Source organism: Streptomyces sp. JH002 (assembly GCF_050916115.1).
In the GTDB taxonomy this organism is placed as follows: Bacteria; Actinomycetota; Actinomycetes; order Streptomycetales; family Streptomycetaceae; genus Streptomyces; species Streptomyces xiamenensis.
The window spans coordinates 5176272-5192721 of record NZ_CP087989.1 but is presented as its reverse complement, the minus strand read 5'-3'; the positions used below and the strand labels follow the sequence as shown (position 1 = coordinate 5192721).

18 protein-coding genes are annotated in these 16450 nt (G+C 71.9%); 5 read left to right on the top strand and 13 right to left on the bottom strand.

Annotation, left to right across the window (positions count from 1 at the left end; genetic code table 11):
• Positions 1 to 21 precede the first annotated feature (21 nt).
• From H7827_RS23895 to hisI, 11 genes are all read right to left on the bottom strand, one after another.
• Complete coding sequence (locus tag H7827_RS23895) at positions 22 to 771, bottom strand: DsbA family protein (protein ID WP_432747296.1); 750 nt, start codon at positions 769 to 771, stop codon at positions 22 to 24.
• A 142-nt stretch (positions 772 to 913) separates the two neighbouring features.
• Positions 914 to 2131 (bottom strand): DUF1266 domain-containing protein, encoded by a 1218-nt coding sequence (locus H7827_RS23890; protein ID WP_030734158.1) that lies wholly within the window; start codon positions 2129 to 2131, stop codon positions 914 to 916.
• Between the two features lie 69 nt (positions 2132 to 2200).
• A complete protein-coding gene (trpA, locus tag H7827_RS23885; RefSeq protein ID WP_432747295.1) occupies positions 2201 to 3019 on the bottom strand; it encodes a tryptophan synthase subunit alpha in 819 nt (272 codons plus the stop codon).
• Positions 3016 to 4272: a tryptophan synthase subunit beta gene (gene trpB / locus H7827_RS23880; RefSeq protein WP_432747294.1), complete on the bottom strand. Its 1257-nt coding sequence runs from the start codon at positions 4270 to 4272 to the stop codon at positions 3016 to 3018. The genes trpA and trpB overlap by 4 nt, the downstream gene beginning before the upstream one ends.
• Positions 4273 to 4510: 238 nt before the next feature.
• Positions 4511 to 4690: a tryptophan biosynthesis modulator TrpM gene (gene trpM / locus H7827_RS23875; protein ID WP_262832710.1), complete on the bottom strand. Its 180-nt coding sequence runs from the start codon at positions 4688 to 4690 to the stop codon at positions 4511 to 4513.
• Positions 4691 to 4695: 5 nt separating this feature from the next.
• A complete protein-coding gene (trpC, locus tag H7827_RS23870) occupies positions 4696 to 5502 on the bottom strand; it encodes an indole-3-glycerol phosphate synthase TrpC (protein WP_030734169.1) in 807 nt (268 codons plus the stop codon).
• A 74-nt stretch (positions 5503 to 5576) separates the two neighbouring features.
• A complete protein-coding gene (locus tag H7827_RS23865) occupies positions 5577 to 5987 on the bottom strand; it encodes a DUF2752 domain-containing protein (protein ID WP_030734172.1) in 411 nt (136 codons plus the stop codon).
• Positions 5988 to 6125: 138 nt separating this feature from the next.
• Entirely contained in the window at positions 6126 to 6407 is a 282-nt protein-coding gene (locus H7827_RS23860) for an HGxxPAAW family protein (protein WP_432747293.1), read from the bottom strand.
• A 103-nt stretch (positions 6408 to 6510) separates the two neighbouring features.
• Positions 6511 to 7146, bottom strand: a complete 636-nt coding sequence (locus H7827_RS23855) for a TIGR02234 family membrane protein (protein WP_030734178.1) — start codon at positions 7144 to 7146, stop codon at positions 6511 to 6513.
• Positions 7143 to 8651 carry an anthranilate synthase component I gene (locus H7827_RS23850; protein ID WP_386539393.1) on the bottom strand — a complete coding sequence of 503 codons (1509 nt, stop codon included), beginning with the start codon at positions 8649 to 8651 and terminating at the stop codon, positions 7143 to 7145. Before H7827_RS23850 ends, H7827_RS23855 begins: the two co-directional genes overlap by 4 nt.
• An 11-nt stretch (positions 8652 to 8662) precedes the next feature.
• Complete coding sequence (hisI, locus tag H7827_RS23845) at positions 8663 to 9028, bottom strand: phosphoribosyl-AMP cyclohydrolase (RefSeq protein WP_386539391.1); 366 nt, start codon at positions 9026 to 9028, stop codon at positions 8663 to 8665.
• Between the two features lie 67 nt (positions 9029 to 9095).
• Between hisI and H7827_RS23840 the strand changes: the two genes are divergently transcribed.
• The gene (locus tag H7827_RS23840; RefSeq protein ID WP_030734187.1) at positions 9096 to 9734 is read left to right on the top strand and encodes a TIGR03085 family metal-binding protein; all 639 of its coding nucleotides are present in this window, start codon (positions 9096 to 9098) and stop codon (positions 9732 to 9734) included.
• Positions 9735 to 9794: 60 nt separating this feature from the next.
• Here H7827_RS23840 and H7827_RS23835 read toward each other — a convergent pair whose 3' ends face one another.
• Both H7827_RS23835 and H7827_RS23830 read right to left on the bottom strand, forming a co-directional pair.
• Entirely contained in the window at positions 9795 to 10172 is a 378-nt protein-coding gene (locus H7827_RS23835) for a hypothetical protein (protein WP_432747292.1), read from the bottom strand.
• Positions 10169 to 10387, bottom strand: a complete 219-nt coding sequence (locus H7827_RS23830) for a hypothetical protein (protein WP_432747291.1) — start codon at positions 10385 to 10387, stop codon at positions 10169 to 10171. The genes H7827_RS23835 and H7827_RS23830 overlap by 4 nt, the downstream gene beginning before the upstream one ends.
• 80 nt (positions 10388 to 10467) lie before the next feature.
• Here H7827_RS23830 and H7827_RS23825 point away from each other — a divergent pair, with 80 nt between their 5' ends.
• The 4 genes from H7827_RS23825 to H7827_RS23810 all read left to right on the top strand — a co-directional run bounded on the left by H7827_RS23825 (position 10468) and on the right by H7827_RS23810 (position 16448).
• Positions 10468 to 10965, top strand: a complete 498-nt coding sequence (locus tag H7827_RS23825) for an NUDIX hydrolase (protein ID WP_432747290.1) — start codon at positions 10468 to 10470, stop codon at positions 10963 to 10965.
• A gap of 295 nt (positions 10966 to 11260) precedes the next feature.
• Positions 11261 to 12745, top strand: coding sequence for a GDSL-type esterase/lipase family protein (locus tag H7827_RS23820; protein WP_432747289.1), 1485 nt, complete (start codon positions 11261 to 11263; stop codon positions 12743 to 12745).
• A 114-nt stretch (positions 12746 to 12859) separates the two neighbouring features.
• Positions 12860 to 14839, top strand: a complete 1980-nt coding sequence (locus H7827_RS23815; protein WP_432747288.1) for a rhamnogalacturonan lyase — start codon at positions 12860 to 12862, stop codon at positions 14837 to 14839.
• Positions 14840 to 15143: 304 nt separating this feature from the next.
• A complete protein-coding gene (locus H7827_RS23810) occupies positions 15144 to 16448 on the top strand; it encodes an ABC transporter substrate-binding protein (protein WP_386541290.1) in 1305 nt (434 codons plus the stop codon).
• Positions 16449 to 16450: the final 2 nt, after the last annotated feature.

The window sequence follows — 16450 nt, the reverse complement described above, 5'->3', positions numbered from 1 at the left end:
CTGTGATCCGATTGTGATCAATCATGAGGAACTGCTGACCAGCTGGTTGACCTTGTTGCGCAGGGTGTCCGGGGTCAGCGGCTCCGAGGTGTTGCCGTAGAGGTTCTCGCCGTTGAGCAGAATGGTGGGGGTGGCGTTGAAGCCGGAGTTCATGAAGTCGGCGTTGCTGCGCTGGGCCCACTCGTCGTGGGTGCCGTCCGCCACGCAGGTGCGGAACGTCTCGTTGTCCAGCCCGTCGACCTGGCCGGCCAGGTCGATCAGAAGGTCCTTGTCCGCGAACGCGTCGTCCGCCTCGGCGGGCTGGTTCTCGAACAGCACGTCGTGGTACGGGGAGAACTTGCCCTGGTCGTTGGCGCACTGGGCGGCGTTCGCCGCGTTCGTCGAGCCCTGGCCGCGGAGGTTGCCGTCGATGATGGTGACCAGGTGGTAGTCCACCTTCAGCTTCCCGGCGTCCGTCAGCTCGTGGATGACGTCCCGGAAGCCGTTCTCGAACTGCCCGCACGCCGGGCAGCGGAAGTCCTCGTACACGGCCAGCGTGGCGGGGGCGGCCGATTCGCCGACCGTGATCGGCTCCGCCGGGGGGCCCTCGTTGCTGGTGCCGCCCGAGTTGGCGGCCAGCACGCCGATGACGCCGGCCACGGCGAGGATCGCGGCCGCCGTTCCGCCGACCTTGAGCGAACGCATCCGCCGCTCTGCGGCCTTCTCGCGCTCGCGCTCCTCCCGCATCCGGTCGCGGGCCCTGCCTTTTCCGTCACGGTTCTTCTGGCTCACGCCTGGGCCAACGAGTCTCCCGCCGTCAGGACACGGCTCACCACCACTCGACGGCGACCGCGGCCGCCCCGGACAGGGCGCGGGACGGCGGCGGACGGCGGGACGGCAGGACGGCAGGGAGGAGATCAGTCACCCGCCCGGCTCAACTCAGGTCGGCCTGAACTTCCTTGATGTCCCAGGGCACCGTCAGCCACGGGCTCTCCGGCTCCGTGCTGAGGAGGTGGTGCACCTCCAGCATCTCCCGGTACCAGTCGCCGAACGTCTCGTCGTCGAAGTGCAGACAGCGCCCCAGGATGTACCCGGCCGCGAAGTCCGGCCAGGAGACGTACGTCCGGCGCGCCGCCGCACCCGCCCGCAGCAGCGCCGTCTCCGCCTCATGGGTGTCGCAGTACCGCGCGCCCAGGCCGTCTCGCGCCATGAAGGAGGCGCGCCCGAAGTCCCAGGCCAGGACGGAGCGCACCGACGCGTCCGCCGCCAGGATGCCGTCCGCGCGGAACCGCGCCTCGTACCGCAGGATCCGGCCGATCAGGTCCTGCGCCAGGGTGATGTCCGCGTCCAGGTCGAACTGCGGGGGACGGCCGGTCTTGTCGACCACCTCGGCGGTACGCGCCAGCAGCACCCGCTCGGAGGTCTCCCGCCACTTCACCGCGCCCGGCACCACCCCGTACTCCTGGATCAGCGCGTGCCGCACCCGCAGACAGAACTCCCACGCCGGCGGCGACAACTCGCCGCGCAGCAGGCCCTCCTCAGCCTCCAGCCAGCCCTCCCGGCCGGTGATCCCCCACCAGGTCCTCAGCAGTTCACGGGTCTCGGAGTAGCCGCCGTTCTGCCAGCCGAGCTGGTTCCACAAGGTGCCGTTGTTGACCAGCAGCAGCGCGCCGCAGGCCATGCCGTGCGCCATGGCGTCGGTGCGCGGCCCGGTCCACAGCGTCTTCAGGCGCGGCTCCTCGCGGGCCCGCTTGGCGTGCCGCTTCCACTGCCGCGGGTCGGCCGGTACGAATGTCTCCACCGGCGTCCCGGGGTTCACCGCCAGCCAGCTGACGGTCTTGGGCCAGGCCTTGGCCAGCGGGCCCAGATTGCCGCGTTCGAAGACCTGGCCCGCCACCGGGGGCGGCAGCATCCCACGGGTGAAGACGGCCACGCACAGCCCCTCCACCTGGGGGTCGCGGAACGGCGCGAAGCGGAACCCGCCCGGCACCGCGTCCACCACTTCCCGCGACATCGGAAAGAACAGATCGGTGCCCGCCAGCACGTCGAAGAACGCCGGCCAGTCGCCGTTCATCCCGGCCGCGTACAGTCCCGCTTCCACGGTCGTCGGCGGCTGCCAAGGCCCCTGTGGTGTGGCCCCCATACTCCCCATGGGGCCAGACCTTATCGGGCCCGGCCGCCCCCGTGCCGTGCAGCCCGGGGACGGCCCTGCGGTCCCGCGTCAGCCGGACCGGCGCACCCCGGCGGCCAGTTGCCCGGCCAGGGCGCGCACCGCGTCCAGACCGGCTCGCTCGTCGCCCTCGTGGGCCAGCAGTTCCTTCACGAACGCCGTGCCCACGATGACCCCGTCCGCGAAGGCGGCGACCTCGGCGGCCTGCGCCGCGTTGGAGACCCCCAGTCCCACGCACACCGGCAGTTCGGTGGTGGCCCGGGTACGGCGCACCAGGTCGGACGCCTGCCGGCCCACCGACTCGCGGGTGCCGGTGACGCCCATCAGCGAGGCCGCGTACACGAAGCCGCTGCCGGCCGCCGTGATGGTCGCCAGCCGGGCGTCCCTGCTGCTGGGCGCCACCACGAACACGGTGGCCAGGCCGTGGTGCTGGGCCGCCTTGCGCCACACCTCGGACTCCTCCACCGGCAGGTCGGGCAGGATGCAGCCCGCCCCGCCGGCCGCCGCGAGTTCCTCGGCGAACCGCTCGGCGCCGTACCGGTCCACGGGGTTCCAGTAGGTCATGCACAGCACCGGCGCCCCGGTGGCCTCGTACACCTCGCGGACCGTGCGCAGCACGCCCTCGATCCGCACCCCTCCGCGCAGCGCGATGTCGTCGGCGGTCTGGATGACCGGGCCGTCCAGGACCGGGTCGCTGTGTGGCAGCCCGATCTCGATGACGTCGCAGCCGCCCTCCACCATGGCGACGGCCGCGCGGATGCCGGCGTCGACGGTGGGGAAGCCGGCCGGCAGGTAGCCGATGAGCGCGGCGCGGTCCTCGGTGCGGGCGGCGGCCAGGGTGGTGCCGAGCAGCTCCAGGTTTCCGGTCATGACGCCGCTCCCTCGCTGTCGCCGTTGTCGCCGTCGTAGAGCCCGAAGTAGCGGGCGGCGGTGTCCATGTCCTTGTCGCCCCGGCCGGAGAGGTTGACCAGGATCAGCCCCTCGGGTCCGAGTTCGCGCCCCAGGTCGAGGGCGCCGGCGAGGGCGTGCGAGCTCTCGATGGCCGGGATGATGCCCTCGGTGCGGCACAGCAGCCGCAGCGCGCGCATCGCCTGGTCGTCGGTGACGGGGCGGTACTCGCCGCGCCCGCTGTCCTTGAGGTAGGCGTGCTCGGGGCCGATGCCCGGGTAGTCCAGGCCGGCCGAGATCGAGTACGGCTCGGTGATCTGGCCCTCGTCGTCCTGGAGCACGTACGAGCGGGAGCCGTGCAGGATGCCGGGCTCGCCGGCGGTCAGGGTCGCGGCGTGCTCGCCGGACTCCACGCCGTGCCCGGCCGCCTCCAGGCCGACCAGCCGGACATCGCTGTCCGGGATGAACGCGTGGAAGAGGCCGATGGCGTTGGAACCGCCGCCGACACAGGCGGCCACGGCGTCGGGGAGCCGGCCGGTGCGCTCCAGGATCTGCCGCCGCGCCTCGACCCCGATGACGCGGTGGAAGTCGCGCACCAGGGCGGGGAAGGGGTGCGGTCCCGCGACCGTGCCGAAGAGGTAGTGGGTGGTGTCCACGTTGGCGACCCAGTCGCGGAACGCCTCGTTGATGGCGTCCTTGAGGGTGCGGCTGCCGGAGCCCACCGGGATCACCTCGGCGCCCAGGATGCGCATCCTGGCGACGTTGAGCGCCTGCCGCTCGGTGTCGATCTCGCCCATGTAGATGGTGCAGTCGAGGCCGAACAGGGCGCAGGCGGTGGCGGTGGCCACGCCGTGCTGGCCGGCGCCGGTCTCGGCGATGACCCGGGTCTTGCCCATCCGGCGGGTGAGCAGGGCCTGCCCCAGGACGTTGTTGATCTTGTGCGAGCCGGTGTGGTTGAGGTCCTCGCGCTTGAGGAAGATCCGGGCCCCGCCGGCGTGCTCGGCGAACCGCGGCACCTCGGTCAGCGGCGAGGGGCGGCCGGTGTAGTCGACGAGCAGGTCGTTCAGCTCGGCGGCGAAGGCGGGGTCCGCCTTGGCCTTCTCGTACTCGGCGGCCACTTCCTCGACGGCGGCGCGCAGCGCCTCGGGGATGAAGGTGCCACCGAAGGCGCCGAAGTACCCCGCGGCGTCGGGGACCGTCCCTTGCGGGTCGGGATGGAAGTACACGTCGGACATGTGTGAGCCCTCCGGGCGTCAGCGACGGAACGGGTGAGGGAGGAACGGGTGGCGGAGGGGAGGGGCGGCACGGCGCGGCCGGGGATCAGGGGTGGACCCGGATCAGGACCCGGCCCGCGGCACGGCCCGCGGGCCGTTCGCGTACAGGTGAGCGACCCCCGGCCCCCGGCCGTGAGTCATCGGGAACGGCGCGGGCGCGCCGCGTCGGGGCGGCGCGGTGAACACGCCGCAGCGCCGGTTACGCGACGGCCGCCGGCCCCCGCCGGCCCGGCCATCGCCGCCCGCTGATCTGTCCCGGCTCGCTGCCGATGTGGTACCGCACCCGCCGCCCCAGAATCCGCCGGGCGGGCGCGCGGCAGCCGCGCGGCGCGGCGCCCCGGGCCAGCCCGGGGAAGTCGGTGGGGGTGACGGCGGGCATCGTGATCAGCGCCCGTGCCGCAGCGCGGGGTGCTCGCCGGCCGCCACCAGGTCGGCCACCGCCGTACGCGGGTCGCGCCCGGTCACCAGCGACTCGCCGACCAGTACGGCGTCGGCGCCCTCGTTGGCGTACGCGATCAGGTCGTGCGGCCCGCGCACGCCCGACTCGGCGACCTTGATCAGGTGGTCGGGGATCTCGGGGGCGACCCGGGCGAAGGTGCCCCGGTCGACCTCCAGGGTCTTCAGGTTGCGCGCGTTCACCCCGATGATCTTCGCGCCGGCGGCCACCGCCCGCTCCGCCTCGTCCTCGTCGTGCGCCTCCACCAGCGGCGTCAGACCGATCGACTCGGCCCGCTCCACCAGCGACACCAGCGCGTCCTGCTCCAGGGCGGCCACGATCAGCAGCACCAGGTCGGCGCCGTACGCCCGCGCCTCCCACAGCTGGTAGGAGGTGACGACGAAGTCCTTGCGCAGCACCGGGATGTCGACCTTGGCGCGGACTGCCTCCAGGTCGGCGAGCGACCCGCCGAAGCGGCGCTCCTCCGTCAGGACGGAGATCACCGCGGCGCCGCCCGCCTCGTAGTCGGCGGCGAGCCCGGCCGGGTCGGCGATCGCGGCCAGCGCGCCCTTGGAGGGGCTGGAGCGCTTGACCTCGCAGATCACCCGGACCCCGTCGCCGCGCAGGGCGGCGACGCCGTCCCTGGCCGCGGGCGCCTTCGCGGCGCGCTGCTTGAGCTCGTCGAGGCTGACACGCGCCTGCCGTTCGGCGAGGTCCGCGCGTACACCTTCGATGATCTCGTCGAGCACACTCACGCGGCGGCCTCCTGTCGTCAGGGCGGGATCGGGATGGGTCGGACACACCGATGGTATCCGGCTCGGGGCAGAGGTTACGCCCACGGCGGGGGGAGGGGCAGATTGCGCAGCACCGTGAAGGCCGCCACCCCTCCCAGCAGCGCCCAGCGGTACGGGGCGGCCGGTACGGGCACCGCCCCCGTCCTGCCGCGCACCTCCCGGACCAGCCACCACAGCAGGGCGACGCCCAGGACGAGCGCGGCGAGCACCACAAGCGCGTTGGACGCGAGCGCCTCCCCCAGCCGGCCGTGCGCCAGGGCGTGGGCGGCGCGCAGGCCGCCGCATCCGGGGCACTGCCAGCCGGTCAGCGCGGGCAGCGGGCAGGCGGGATAGGGGCTGGAGGGCGCGCCCGGGTCCACCGCGGCGACCACCGCCCAGGCGGCGCCCGCGGTGCCGAGCGCGGCGAGCGGGGCGGCGGCACGCCGCGCCCGGACACGCACGGTCATGCGGGCTGCGGAACGGACGGTGGGCGGCTGCGCGGAGTCCGGCACCCGCTCAGCATCCGTACCCGGACCGGGACGCGCAACGGCGCGGCGCCGATCGGGGGATCGGTGCCGCGCCGCGAAAAGGTCGCGCCGTGCCGGTCAGCCGCCGGCGGCGGCCGGTGCCGGGGCCGGCTCGTCGGTGCGCTCCGCCGCCGGGGCGGTGCGCTGCGCCGGAAGGGTCTCGGGCTTCTTGCCGTAGCCCGCCGCACGCATGGCCAGCCCGGCGACGACGCCGACGGCGGACAGGCCGACCCACGCGCCCAGGCCCACGAAGGGCTGGCCCGCGACCATGAAGTAACCGCCGACGATCGAGGCGGCGATCATGATGATGACGCCGGTCCAGGCGGCAGGGGTGTTGCCGTGGTCATCGTGGCCCGCCATGCTGATGCTCCTTGTGTTCCTCGGTGGTGGGGTACGCCCGACCGCCATTGTGTCAGGCCCCTCCCGGAGGACGGATGAGGCCCTTGGTCCCGAACGGACGGCCCTAGGTCGTCGGATCCTCGCCCCGGTCCAGGGCCTTCCAGATGTCCTCGGGCCGGTCCGGGTCCACAGCGGTGCGGCGGCCCCGCCGTTCACCGCGCTCGCCCCGTTCCCCGCGCTCGTAGCGTCCGGACATCGCCGGCCACTGCCGCCCGTAGCTGAGCGCCAGCAGCCCGGCGATCAGCAGCAGCAGCCCGCCGAGCGCCGACAGCCACGGCCAGCCCGTGTGGCTGACGCTCGTCACCGCGGCCTCGGTCAGCCCGAGCGCGTCGGCCGCGGCCCGTTCCAGGGCCCGGGTGTCGGAGGCGCCGACCAGCGCGGCGCCGATCGCGCCGGCCCCGCTCAGCGCGAGGACGGAGGCGACGATCATCCGCCCGGTGCGGCGTACGGCGAACACCGCGACCAGCGACGCGAGCCCGACGAGCGCCAGCGCGCTCGGCAGGTCCGAGACGGCGCTGCCGCTCGCCGTGACGGGCAGTTCGCCGGCGCCGAACCCGGACTGGCTCGCCTCACCCTCGCCCCAGGTCTGGCCGGCGGCGATCAGGACGATGGCGGCCCCGGCGGCGCCGCTGAGCAGCGCCGCGCCGAGCGCGCGGCGCGGGGCGCGGGTGGGGCTGCTGCTGGCCGGCTCACGAGTCACCTCTCCACGCTACCGCGCAGCTTTGCGGCGGTTCCTACCGCCCTGAGTACCGCCGCCGCCTTGTTGCGGCACTCGGTGTCCTCGGCGACCGGGTCGGAGTCGGCGACCACCCCCGCGCCGGCCTGGACGTATGCGGTGCCGTCGCGCAGCAGGGCGGTGCGGATGGCGATGGCGGTGTCCGCGTCGCCCGCGAAGTCGAGATATCCGACACAGCCGCCGTACAGCCCGCGCCGTACCGGCTCCAGTTCCTCGATGATCTGCAGTGCGCGCGGCTTGGGGGCGCCGGACAGGGTCCCCGCCGGGAAGCAGGCGGTGAGCGCGTCGAAGGCGGTGCGGTCGGGGGCCAGGGTGCCGGTGACGGTGGAGACGATGTGCATGACGTGGCTGTAGCGCTCGACCGTCATGAAGTCGACCACCTCGACGCTGCCGGGGGCGCAGACCCGGCCCAGGTCGTTGCGGCCGAGGTCGACGAGCATCAGGTGCTCGGCGCGTTCCTTGGGGTCGCCCAGCAGTTCCGTACCGAGGTCGGCGTCCTCCTGCGGGGTGGCGCCGCGCGGGCGGGTGCCGGCGATGGGGTGCAGCATCGCGCGCCCGTCCTCGACCTTGACGAGGGCCTCGGGGCTGGAGCCGACGATGTCGAAGCCGTCGAAGCGGAAGAGGTACATGTACGGGCTGGGGTTGGTGGCGCGCAGCACCCGGTAGACGTCCAGGGCGCTCGCCTCGCACGGGGTCTCGAAGCGCTGCGAGGGCACCACCTGGAAGGCGTCGCCGGCCCGGATGTGCTCCTTGACGTCCTCGACGGCGGCGCGGAAGTCGGCGCCGCCCCAGTGCGCGGTGTACGGGGGCAGTTCGGAGGGCGGCAGGGGGGCGGCCTCGGCCGGTACGGGGCGGGCGAGGTCGGCGGTCATGGTGTCGAGGCGGGCGACGGCGTCCGCGTACGCCTCGTCGACGCCGCTGGCGCGGTCGTTGTGGTTGATGGCGTTGGCGATGAGCAGCACGGTGCCGTCGCGGTGGTCCAGGACGGCGAGGTCGGAGGCGAGGAGCATGGTCAGTTCGGGCAGGCCCAGCTCGTCGCGGGTGTGCTCGCCGATGCGCTCCAGGCGGCGGACCACGTCGTAGCCGAGGTAGCCGACCATGCCGCCGGTGAACGGCGGCAGGCCCGGATCGCGCGGGGTGTGCAGCGCGGTGAGGGCGGCGCGCAGGGCGTGCAGCGGGTCGCCGCCGGTGGGGACGCCGACCGGCGGGGTGCCCAGCCAGTGTGCCTGGCCGTCGCGCACGGTGAGGGCGGCGGCGCTGCGGACCCCGATGAAGGAGTAGCGGGACCAGGTGCGCCCGTTCTCGGCGGATTCCAGGAGGAAGGTGCCGGTGCGTTCGGCGGCGAGCTTGCGGTAGAGGCCGATGGGGGTGTCGCCGTCGGCGAGCAGCCGGCGGGTGACCGGGATGACTCTGCGGTCCTTGGCCAGTATCCGGAAGCGGTCGAGGTCCGGCGTTGCCTGGTGCGTCATGGCTGGTGAGCCTACTGCCCGCCGCTGACCGGGAGGGGGTCCGCGTCGAAGCAGGTGCGGTCCCCGGTGTGGCAGGCGGCGCCGACCTGGTCGACCTTGACCAGCAGGGTGTCGCCGTCGCAGTCGAGGGAGACGGACTTGACGTGCTGGTGGTGTCCCGAGGTGTCGCCCTTGACCCAGTAGGCGCCGCGGCTGCGGGACCAGTACGTGCAGCGGCCGGTGGTGAGCGTGCGGTGCAGTGCCTCGTCGTCCATCCAGCCGAGCATGAGCACCTCGCCGGTGTCGTACTGCTGGGCGATGGCGGGGACCAGGCCGTCGGCGTTGCGCTTGAGGCGGGCGGCGACGGCGGGGTCGAGGTCGGATGCGGTGCGGGACATACCCCCATTGTGCCGGGCGCGGCGCGGTGGATGGCCGGTGTGCGGGAGGGCGTCCTAGTCTGGAGACATGTCTACCCATGCCAAACGTGAACGACTGGTGCTCGCCGACCTGTTGGAAGAGGCCGGGCCCGATGCCCCGACGCTGTGCGAGGGCTGGAACACCCGTGACCTGGCGGCGCACGTGGTGGTGCGCGAGCGCCGCCCGGACGCGGCGGCGGGCATGGTGATCAAGCCGCTGGCGGCGCGCGGCGAGAACATCCGTACGGAGTTCGCCGCGAAGCCGTACGCGGAGCTGCTGGAGCTGATCCGGTCGGGCCCCGGGCGTACCTCGCCGTTCTCGCTGAAGCCGATCGACGAGGCGGCGAACACGGTGGAGTTCTTCATCCACGCCGAGGACGTGCGGCGGGCGGGGTCCCTGTGGAAGCCGCGGGAGCTGGATTCGGTGTTCACCGAGGCGCTGTGGAAGCGTCTGGAGTCCTCGGCGCGGCTGATGGGCCGCCGGAGCCCGGTGGGCCTGGTCCTGCGGCGGCCGAACGGGCAGACGGTGGTGGCCCAGAAGGGCACGCCGGTGGTCACGGTCACCGGGGATCCGGGCGAGCTGCTGCTGTTCTCCTCGGGCCGGCAGCGGGCGGCGAAGGTCTCCCTGGACGGCGAGGAGGCGGCGGTCCGGGCGGCCGGTACGGCGAAGATGGGCCTGACCGGCTGAGCCGTCGCGGACAGGGGGGGAGGTTCCCGGCCCGGGAAGTCGGCGGGCCGGGACCGGCTGCTAGGGCCGCCAGTCGCGCAGTTGTCGGGCCGTGTCCTGGAGATCGGTCTTGTGCTCCCTGATGCTGCGGGTGAGCTGGGCCATCGCCCCTGGGGGCGGGCTGATGGGCTGTTCGCTCAGATCCAGGTACATGCGCGCGCAGGCGGCACCGATCGCGGCGTTGAAGTCCGCGAACGGTTCGAGCAGCAGGGCGGTGTGCAAGAACGTCGCCGCTCGGGTCACCGCTTCCTCGTAGTACGCCTCGCCCGCGAAGCGCTCGTAGCGATGGCGCTCGGCCATGCACTGGAGCGCACCCCAGTCCCTGATCGGGGTGCTGGGCGGACCGACCTCGAGTTGAACGTTCAGCACCCACCCGGTGTCCACGTACAGCGGCGTCACCGAAGACCCTCCGGGAACTCCTGCTCGAATTCGGCCTTGTACTCCAGGGCGTACTGCACCGCGCCCTCGACGAAGCGCTGCTTGAGGCGTCTGCGCACCACGTCCTCGGCCAGTATGTCGTGCGCCAGCCGCTTGATCGCCACCCCGCGCTCCTTGGCCTCCGCACGCAGCTCCGCCAGCTCTTCCTCGGTGAACTCGATCGTGATACCGAGCATGGGCGCACCTTGGCCCCGCTGCTACCACACCTGCGACCGAAACTGGTAGCCGCCCCTTTCGGCGGCCATAGGGTGGCGGCATGGCCGATGACACCGCTTCCGTACTGATCGATGAAGGCGTCGAGTTCCCGGAGCCGGGGGCGGGTGAGCTGTGGGCCGTGGGGGCCGCGGTGGTCAATGAGCGCGGCGAGGTCTTCGCCCAACGGCGTTCGGCTCAGCGCCGGCTGTTCCCCGACACCTGGGATCTGGTGGGCGGCCACGTCGAGCCGGGCGAGAGCGTCCTGGCGGCGCTGGTCCGCGAGGTGGCGGAGGAGACCGGCTGGCGGGTGCGCCGGGTGCGGCGCTCCCTGGGGGTGCTGACCTGGGAGGGCGACGACGGTCTCGGCCTGCGGCACGAGGTGGATTACCTGGTGGAGGTGGAGGGGGATCTGTCCGCGCCGCGCCTTGAGTGGTCCAAGCATCCGCGGTACGGCTGGTTCGGCCCGGACCGGCTGGAGGAGCTGAAGGAAAACCGGTCGCCCGAGGAGCAGTTGGTGTACGAGGTGGCGGCCAGGGCGCTGAGGATCGCCCCGTCCTGACCGCACCACCTGCACGTTCCTGTTCGCTCACGTGCGAATGCGTGCAGACGTCTTGACAGTGCGGTGACCGGTTGGCAACACTCCCCGCGAATCAGCAAGCGCTTGCACCGTGTCGTGCGCATGACTAATGAATCGATTCAGATTTGTTGGGTGTGCCACCACGCCCGCATGCGCCGCGCCCCGTACCACCCACCACATAGGAGTGATGATGGGCGGAAGTGCTGCTACACCCACCCCGAGACCCCCGCACGGCCACGGCCACCGCCGCAGGCGCGGCCGTGGACTGCTGCGCACCGTGATCACCTCGGTCGCCGCCGCCGCGACCGCCGTGGTGGGTCTCGCGCTGCCGGGCCAGGCCCAGGCCGCCGAGCCGATCACCGTGTACCTCGCCAGCGACTCCACCGTGCAGACCTACGACCCGTACTGGGTCCCCCAGGCGGGCTGGGGCCAGGTCTTCGACCGGTTCTTCACCGATGACGTCACCATCGCCAACCACGCGATCGGCGGCCGCAGTTCCCGCAGCTTCATCGAGGAGGGACGGCTCGACGCCATCCTCGGCCAGATCAAGCCGGGCGACTATCTCTTCGTGCAGTTCGGCCACAACGACGCCACGGTCGACCGGCCCGAGCGCTACACCCCGCCGGACGACTACAAGGAATTCCTGCGCAACGACTACATCCGGGGCGCCAAGGAACGCGGCGCCATCCCGGTCGTCGTCACCCCGGTCTCGCGCCGCTCCTTCGACGCCGACACCGGCCGGTTCAACGTCTCCTTCCCGCAGTACGTGGACCGCGCCATCGCGGTCGCGCAGGAGGAGAACGTGCCGCTGATCGACCTGTCCGCCTCCTCCCGCGCCTACCTGGACAGCATCGGTCCCGAGGAGGCCAAGTCGGTCTTCCTGCACGTCCCGGCCGGCGTCTACCCCAACCGGCCCACCGGCACCGTGGACGACACCCACTTCCAGGAGTACGGCGCCATCCAGATGGCCCGCCTGGTCGCCCAGGACGTCGCCGCCCTGAACACCCCGCTCGCCGGCCGCGTCACCGGCGCCGGCACCCCGGGCGCCGTCCCGGCCAAGCCCGGCGGGCTCGCCGCGCAGAACATCTCCCACCAGGGTGCCCGGCTCACCTGGAACGCGGTGGCCGGCGCCGACATCTACCGGGTCCAGCGCAAGCCGCAGGGCGCGCCCGACAGCCAGTACACGCCGGCCACCACCTCCACCCTCCCGCTGGGCGACATCGGCGGCCTGGCCGAGGGCAGCGCCCACCAGGTGCGGGTGATCGCGGTCAACGCCCGGGGCGAGTCGGCCCCCTCCGACCCGCTCACCCTCACCACCCGCTCCGCCGACCACCGTTACGACTTCGGCCCGGTGGGCCAGGTGGTCGCGGCCGGCTACACCGAGGTCAACACCCAGACGCTGTACACCGCGCAGCGCGGCTACGGCTTCACCAGCACCGCCAACGTCATCGACCGCGACCGGGGCGGTGCGCTGGACGCAGTGCAACGGGACTTCGTCGCGTACTTCGGCGGCACCTACGAATTCCGGGCCGATGTCCCCAACGGCACGTACTCGGCCACCGTCCACGTGGGCGATCTGCTCGGCTCCGCCCGTACCGTCCTCGCCTTCGAGGGCGTGGACCACGGCCAGGTCTCGGCCGGCACCGGCGCCGTCACCACGGCCACGTTCAACGGGATCACCGTCACCGACGGGCAGCTGAACGTCACCATCTCCGGTCAGACCGCGCATCTCAACGGACTTGAGCTGACCAAGGTCGGCTGACCCCCTCGCCGGCCCGGCCCGCCCCCTGCGCCCTCTTTCCGCCGGGGCACGCACCGGCCGGGCCACCCCACCGACCCCGCGAGACCCTCGCGCCCATCGCACCAAGGAGCAAGGATGGCTTTCCGAGCCGCAACCGTCCGAAGATCCACCCGCACCCTGGCCGTCGCCGGGCTTGCCGCCCTGGCCACCGCCGCGTCGCTGCTGACCGCCCCGGCGGGCACCGCGGCGCCCGCCGGCCGCCCCTCCCCCGCGCCGGTCCGCGCGATGGAGCAGCTGGACCGCGCCCCGGTCGCCGTGCTCACCGAGGACGGCGTGTACGTGGGCTGGCGGATGCTGGGCCTGGACCCGGAACACATCTCCTTCCACGTCTACCGGGACGGCGAGCGCATCACCCGGCAGCCGGTGCGCGGCGCCACCAACTACACCGATCCGCAGGGCACCGCGGACTCCCGCTACCAGGTCGCCGTCGTGCAGGGCGGCAACGGCCCGCGCGGTGAGCGCACCGAGGAGTTCGGCGTCTGGTCGCAGCAGTACCGCGACATCCCGGTCAGCCGCCCGGCCGGCGGGACGACTCCGGACGGTGTGGAGTACACGTACCACCTGGGCGACGCGAGCATCGGCGACCTCGACGGCGACGGCCGGTACGAGATCGTCCAGCTGTGGTCGCCGAGCAATGCCAAGGACAACTCCCACTCCGGGTACACCGGCAATGTCTACATCGACGCCTACACCCTGGACGGCGAGCAGTTGTGGCGCATCGACCTGGGCCGCAACATCCGGGCCGGGGCGCACTACACCCAGCTGATGGTCTACGACCTGGACGGTGACGGGAAGGCGGAGGTCGTGGTCAAGACGGCGGACGGCACCGTCGACGGCACCGGTACGGTGCTGGGCGATCCGGCGGCCGATCACCGCAACTCCGGCGGCTACATCCTGTCCGGACCCGAGTTCCTGACCGTCTTCGACGGCGAGAGCGGCGCGGCCGTGGAGACCGTGGACTACGCGCCTGGGCGCGGCAATGTCGCCGAGTGGGGAGATGGCTACGGCAACCGCGTGGACCGCTTCCTGGCCGGGGTGGCGTACCTGGACGGCGAGCGCCCCAGTGTGGTCTTCGCGCGCGGCTATTACACCCGTACGGTGCTGGTGGCCTACGACTACCGGAACGGCGCCCTCACCGAGCGCTGGACGTTCGACTCGAAGGAGTGGGGCCGCGAGTACGAGGGGCAGGGCAGCCACAGCCTGTCGGTGGCGGACGTGGACGGCGACGGCCGGGACGAGATCGTCTACGGCCAGCTGACGATCGACGACGACGGCACCCCGCTGTACAACACCACGCTCGGGCACGGCGACGCGCTGCACGTGGGCGACTTCGACCCCTCCCGGCCGGGCCTGGAGGTGTTCGCCGCGCACGAGAGCATGTCGGCGTCCGGCAACCGGGGCGCGACGTTCCGGGACGCGGCGAGCGGCGAGATCCTGTACGACATGCCGGCCACCCGGGACATCGGCCGGGGCGCGGTGGGCGACATCGACCCGACCCATCCGGGCGCGGAGGGCTGGGCGGTGACCGCCACCGGGGCGTGGAACTCGCGCGAGGGACAGTTGCGCGCCGCGGACGGCACCCTGATCGGCACGGACATCCCGTCGGCCAACTTCATGATCTGGTGGGACGGCGATCCGCTGCGGGAGATCCTGGACCACACCTTCGACGAGGCGAACGACCCGGCCGGCGCGCCGTTCATCGCCAAGTGGGACTGGGAGAACCAGCGGCAGGTGGAGATCTTCCACCCGCAGGGCGTCTACTCCAACAACTGGACCAAGGGCACGCCGGTGATCCAGGCAGACCTGTACGGCGACTGGCGTGAGGAGGTCGTCTACCGGACCCAGGACGACTCCGCGCTGCGGGTGTTCACCACGGTGGAGGAGACGGATCTGCGGCTGCGCACGCTCATGCACGACCCGCAGTACCGGCTGGCGATCGCGTGGCAGAACGTCGCGTACAACCAGCCGCCGCATCCGTCCTTCTTCATCGGGGACGGGATGAGCCGGCCCTCGAAGCCGCAGATCCGGTACGTGGCGGCGCCGAACGCCCGCTGAGCGGGCGAACCTCTATCCCCATAACAGCGCAGGTCAGCGCATGAATCACCAGGACCGAACATAGTTCGACCATGGTCCGACTGGCGCCGGGCGGCCCGATCAACGGGCCGCCCGGCCGCGTTCGTACCCCGCCGACGTGACGTCGGCGTTTCCGAAAAGTTATCCGCCGCCCGGTTGCCGGAGCAGGCCCCGGCGGTATTGTAACGATTCACTTCGGGTGTCACCGGGGGCCGGTAAGGCGATCAGAAGCCATTGACACCTCCCGTGGAGTGCCGTTGTGCATAACGGAGCAAGGAGGCTCTACATGTCATTCAAGAAGACCGCGCTGCGTGGTCTCGCGATCGCCGCAGCCGGATCTCTGGCTCTTACGGCGTGCGGCTCCGATGGCGGCAGTGGTGACGGAGGGAATGTCACCCTCAAGTTCACCTGGTGGGGCGGCGACGAGCGGGCCTCCCGTTATGAGCAGGCCATCGATCTGTTCGAGGACCAGAACCCGGGCATCAAGGTCCAGACGTCTTTCGCCGCGTTCCCCGACTATTGGACGCAGCGCTCCACGGACGCCACCTCCGGTGAACTCCCGGACGTCTTCCAGATGGACGCCTCCCGGCTTCTGGAGTACGCGGGCTCGGGCCTGCTGCTCGGTTTCGACGACTACGCCGGCAATCAGCTGGACACCTCGCAGATCGACGCCGAACTCCTCAGCTCCGGCGAGGCCAATGGCGAGCTGGTGGCCATCCCCACCGGCACCAATACCCTCACCCTGATGTACAACCCGGACCTCATCGAGGAACTCGGCCTGGAGATACCGGACTGGGACTACACCTGGGACGAGTACTTCGCCTTCCTCTCCGAGGTGAGCGCGGCCGGCGCGGACCACAGCCCGCGCGTGTACGGTGCCAACGACCCCACCATGGTGTGGTGGCTGTTCATGCAGAACCTGGTGCAGCAGGGCATCGAGCCGTTCAGCGAGACCGGTGAACTGAACTTCACCGAGGACGACATGCGGGACTTCATCGACAGCGCGGCCTCCCTGCGCTCTCCCGACAACCAGGTCTTCCCCGCCGAGCGGGTCGAACAGCTGGACCCGCTGGGCGGGTTCACCAACGGCGAGGCCGTGATGGAGTTCCACTGGGACAACTTCATCCACAACTACTCGCACGACCTCGACAGCGACAACGTCCAGCTGATGCCGGTGCCCAGTGGCGCCGACGGCCAGAAGCACATGTTCTTCAAGCCCACCATGCAGCTGAGCATGGGCGCCAACACCAAGCACCCCGAAGAGGCCGCCCTGCTGGTCGACTTCCTCATCAACTCCCCCGAGGCCGGCGCCATCATCGGCACCGACCTGGGCGTGCCGGCCTCCGCCGAGCGGCTCGACGCCCTGGAGATCGAGCCCGGCAGCCTGGACGAGCGGGTCATCGAGTACCAGCAGCAGGCCCGTGACGAGGGCTACATGACGGCGACCGTGCCCTTCCAGCCCGAGGGCTTCGGTGCGGTGGAGACCGAGTACGTCGAGGTGCTGGCCAAGGAGTTCGACTTCCGCCAGATCGACACCGACGCCTTCGTCCAGCGCTGGTTCTCCGAGGCGGGCAACCACCTCATCCGCTGACC

Excerpts from the sequence above, each read along its gene's own strand:
- H7827_RS23890 (WP_030734158.1), bottom strand. The coding sequence starts at position 2,131 with ATGGGGAGTATGGGGGCCACACCACAGGGGCCTTGGCAGCCGCCGACG.
- trpA (WP_432747295.1), bottom strand. The coding sequence starts at position 3,019 with ATGACCGGAAACCTGGAGCTGCTCGGCACCACCCTGGCCGCCGCCCGC.
- trpB (WP_432747294.1), bottom strand. The coding sequence starts at position 4,272 with ATGTCCGACGTGTACTTCCATCCCGACCCGCAAGGGACGGTCCCCGAC.
- trpM (WP_262832710.1), bottom strand. The coding sequence starts at position 4,690 with ATGCCCGCCGTCACCCCCACCGACTTCCCCGGGCTGGCCCGGGGCGCC.
- H7827_RS23865 (WP_030734172.1), bottom strand. The coding sequence starts at position 5,987 with ATGACCGTGCGTGTCCGGGCGCGGCGTGCCGCCGCCCCGCTCGCCGCG.
- H7827_RS23860 (WP_432747293.1), bottom strand. The coding sequence starts at position 6,407 with ATGGCGGGCCACGATGACCACGGCAACACCCCTGCCGCCTGGACCGGC.
- H7827_RS23850 (WP_386539393.1), bottom strand. The coding sequence starts at position 8,651 with ATGACGCACCAGGCAACGCCGGACCTCGACCGCTTCCGGATACTGGCC.
- hisI (WP_386539391.1), bottom strand. The coding sequence starts at position 9,028 with ATGTCCCGCACCGCATCCGACCTCGACCCCGCCGTCGCCGCCCGCCTC.
- H7827_RS23840 (WP_030734187.1), top strand. The coding sequence starts at position 9,096 with ATGTCTACCCATGCCAAACGTGAACGACTGGTGCTCGCCGACCTGTTG.
- H7827_RS23830 (WP_432747291.1), bottom strand. The coding sequence starts at position 10,387 with ATGCTCGGTATCACGATCGAGTTCACCGAGGAAGAGCTGGCGGAGCTG.
- H7827_RS23825 (WP_432747290.1), top strand. The coding sequence starts at position 10,468 with ATGGCCGATGACACCGCTTCCGTACTGATCGATGAAGGCGTCGAGTTC.
- H7827_RS23815 (WP_432747288.1), top strand. The coding sequence starts at position 12,860 with ATGGCTTTCCGAGCCGCAACCGTCCGAAGATCCACCCGCACCCTGGCC.
- H7827_RS23810 (WP_386541290.1), top strand. The coding sequence starts at position 15,144 with ATGTCATTCAAGAAGACCGCGCTGCGTGGTCTCGCGATCGCCGCAGCC.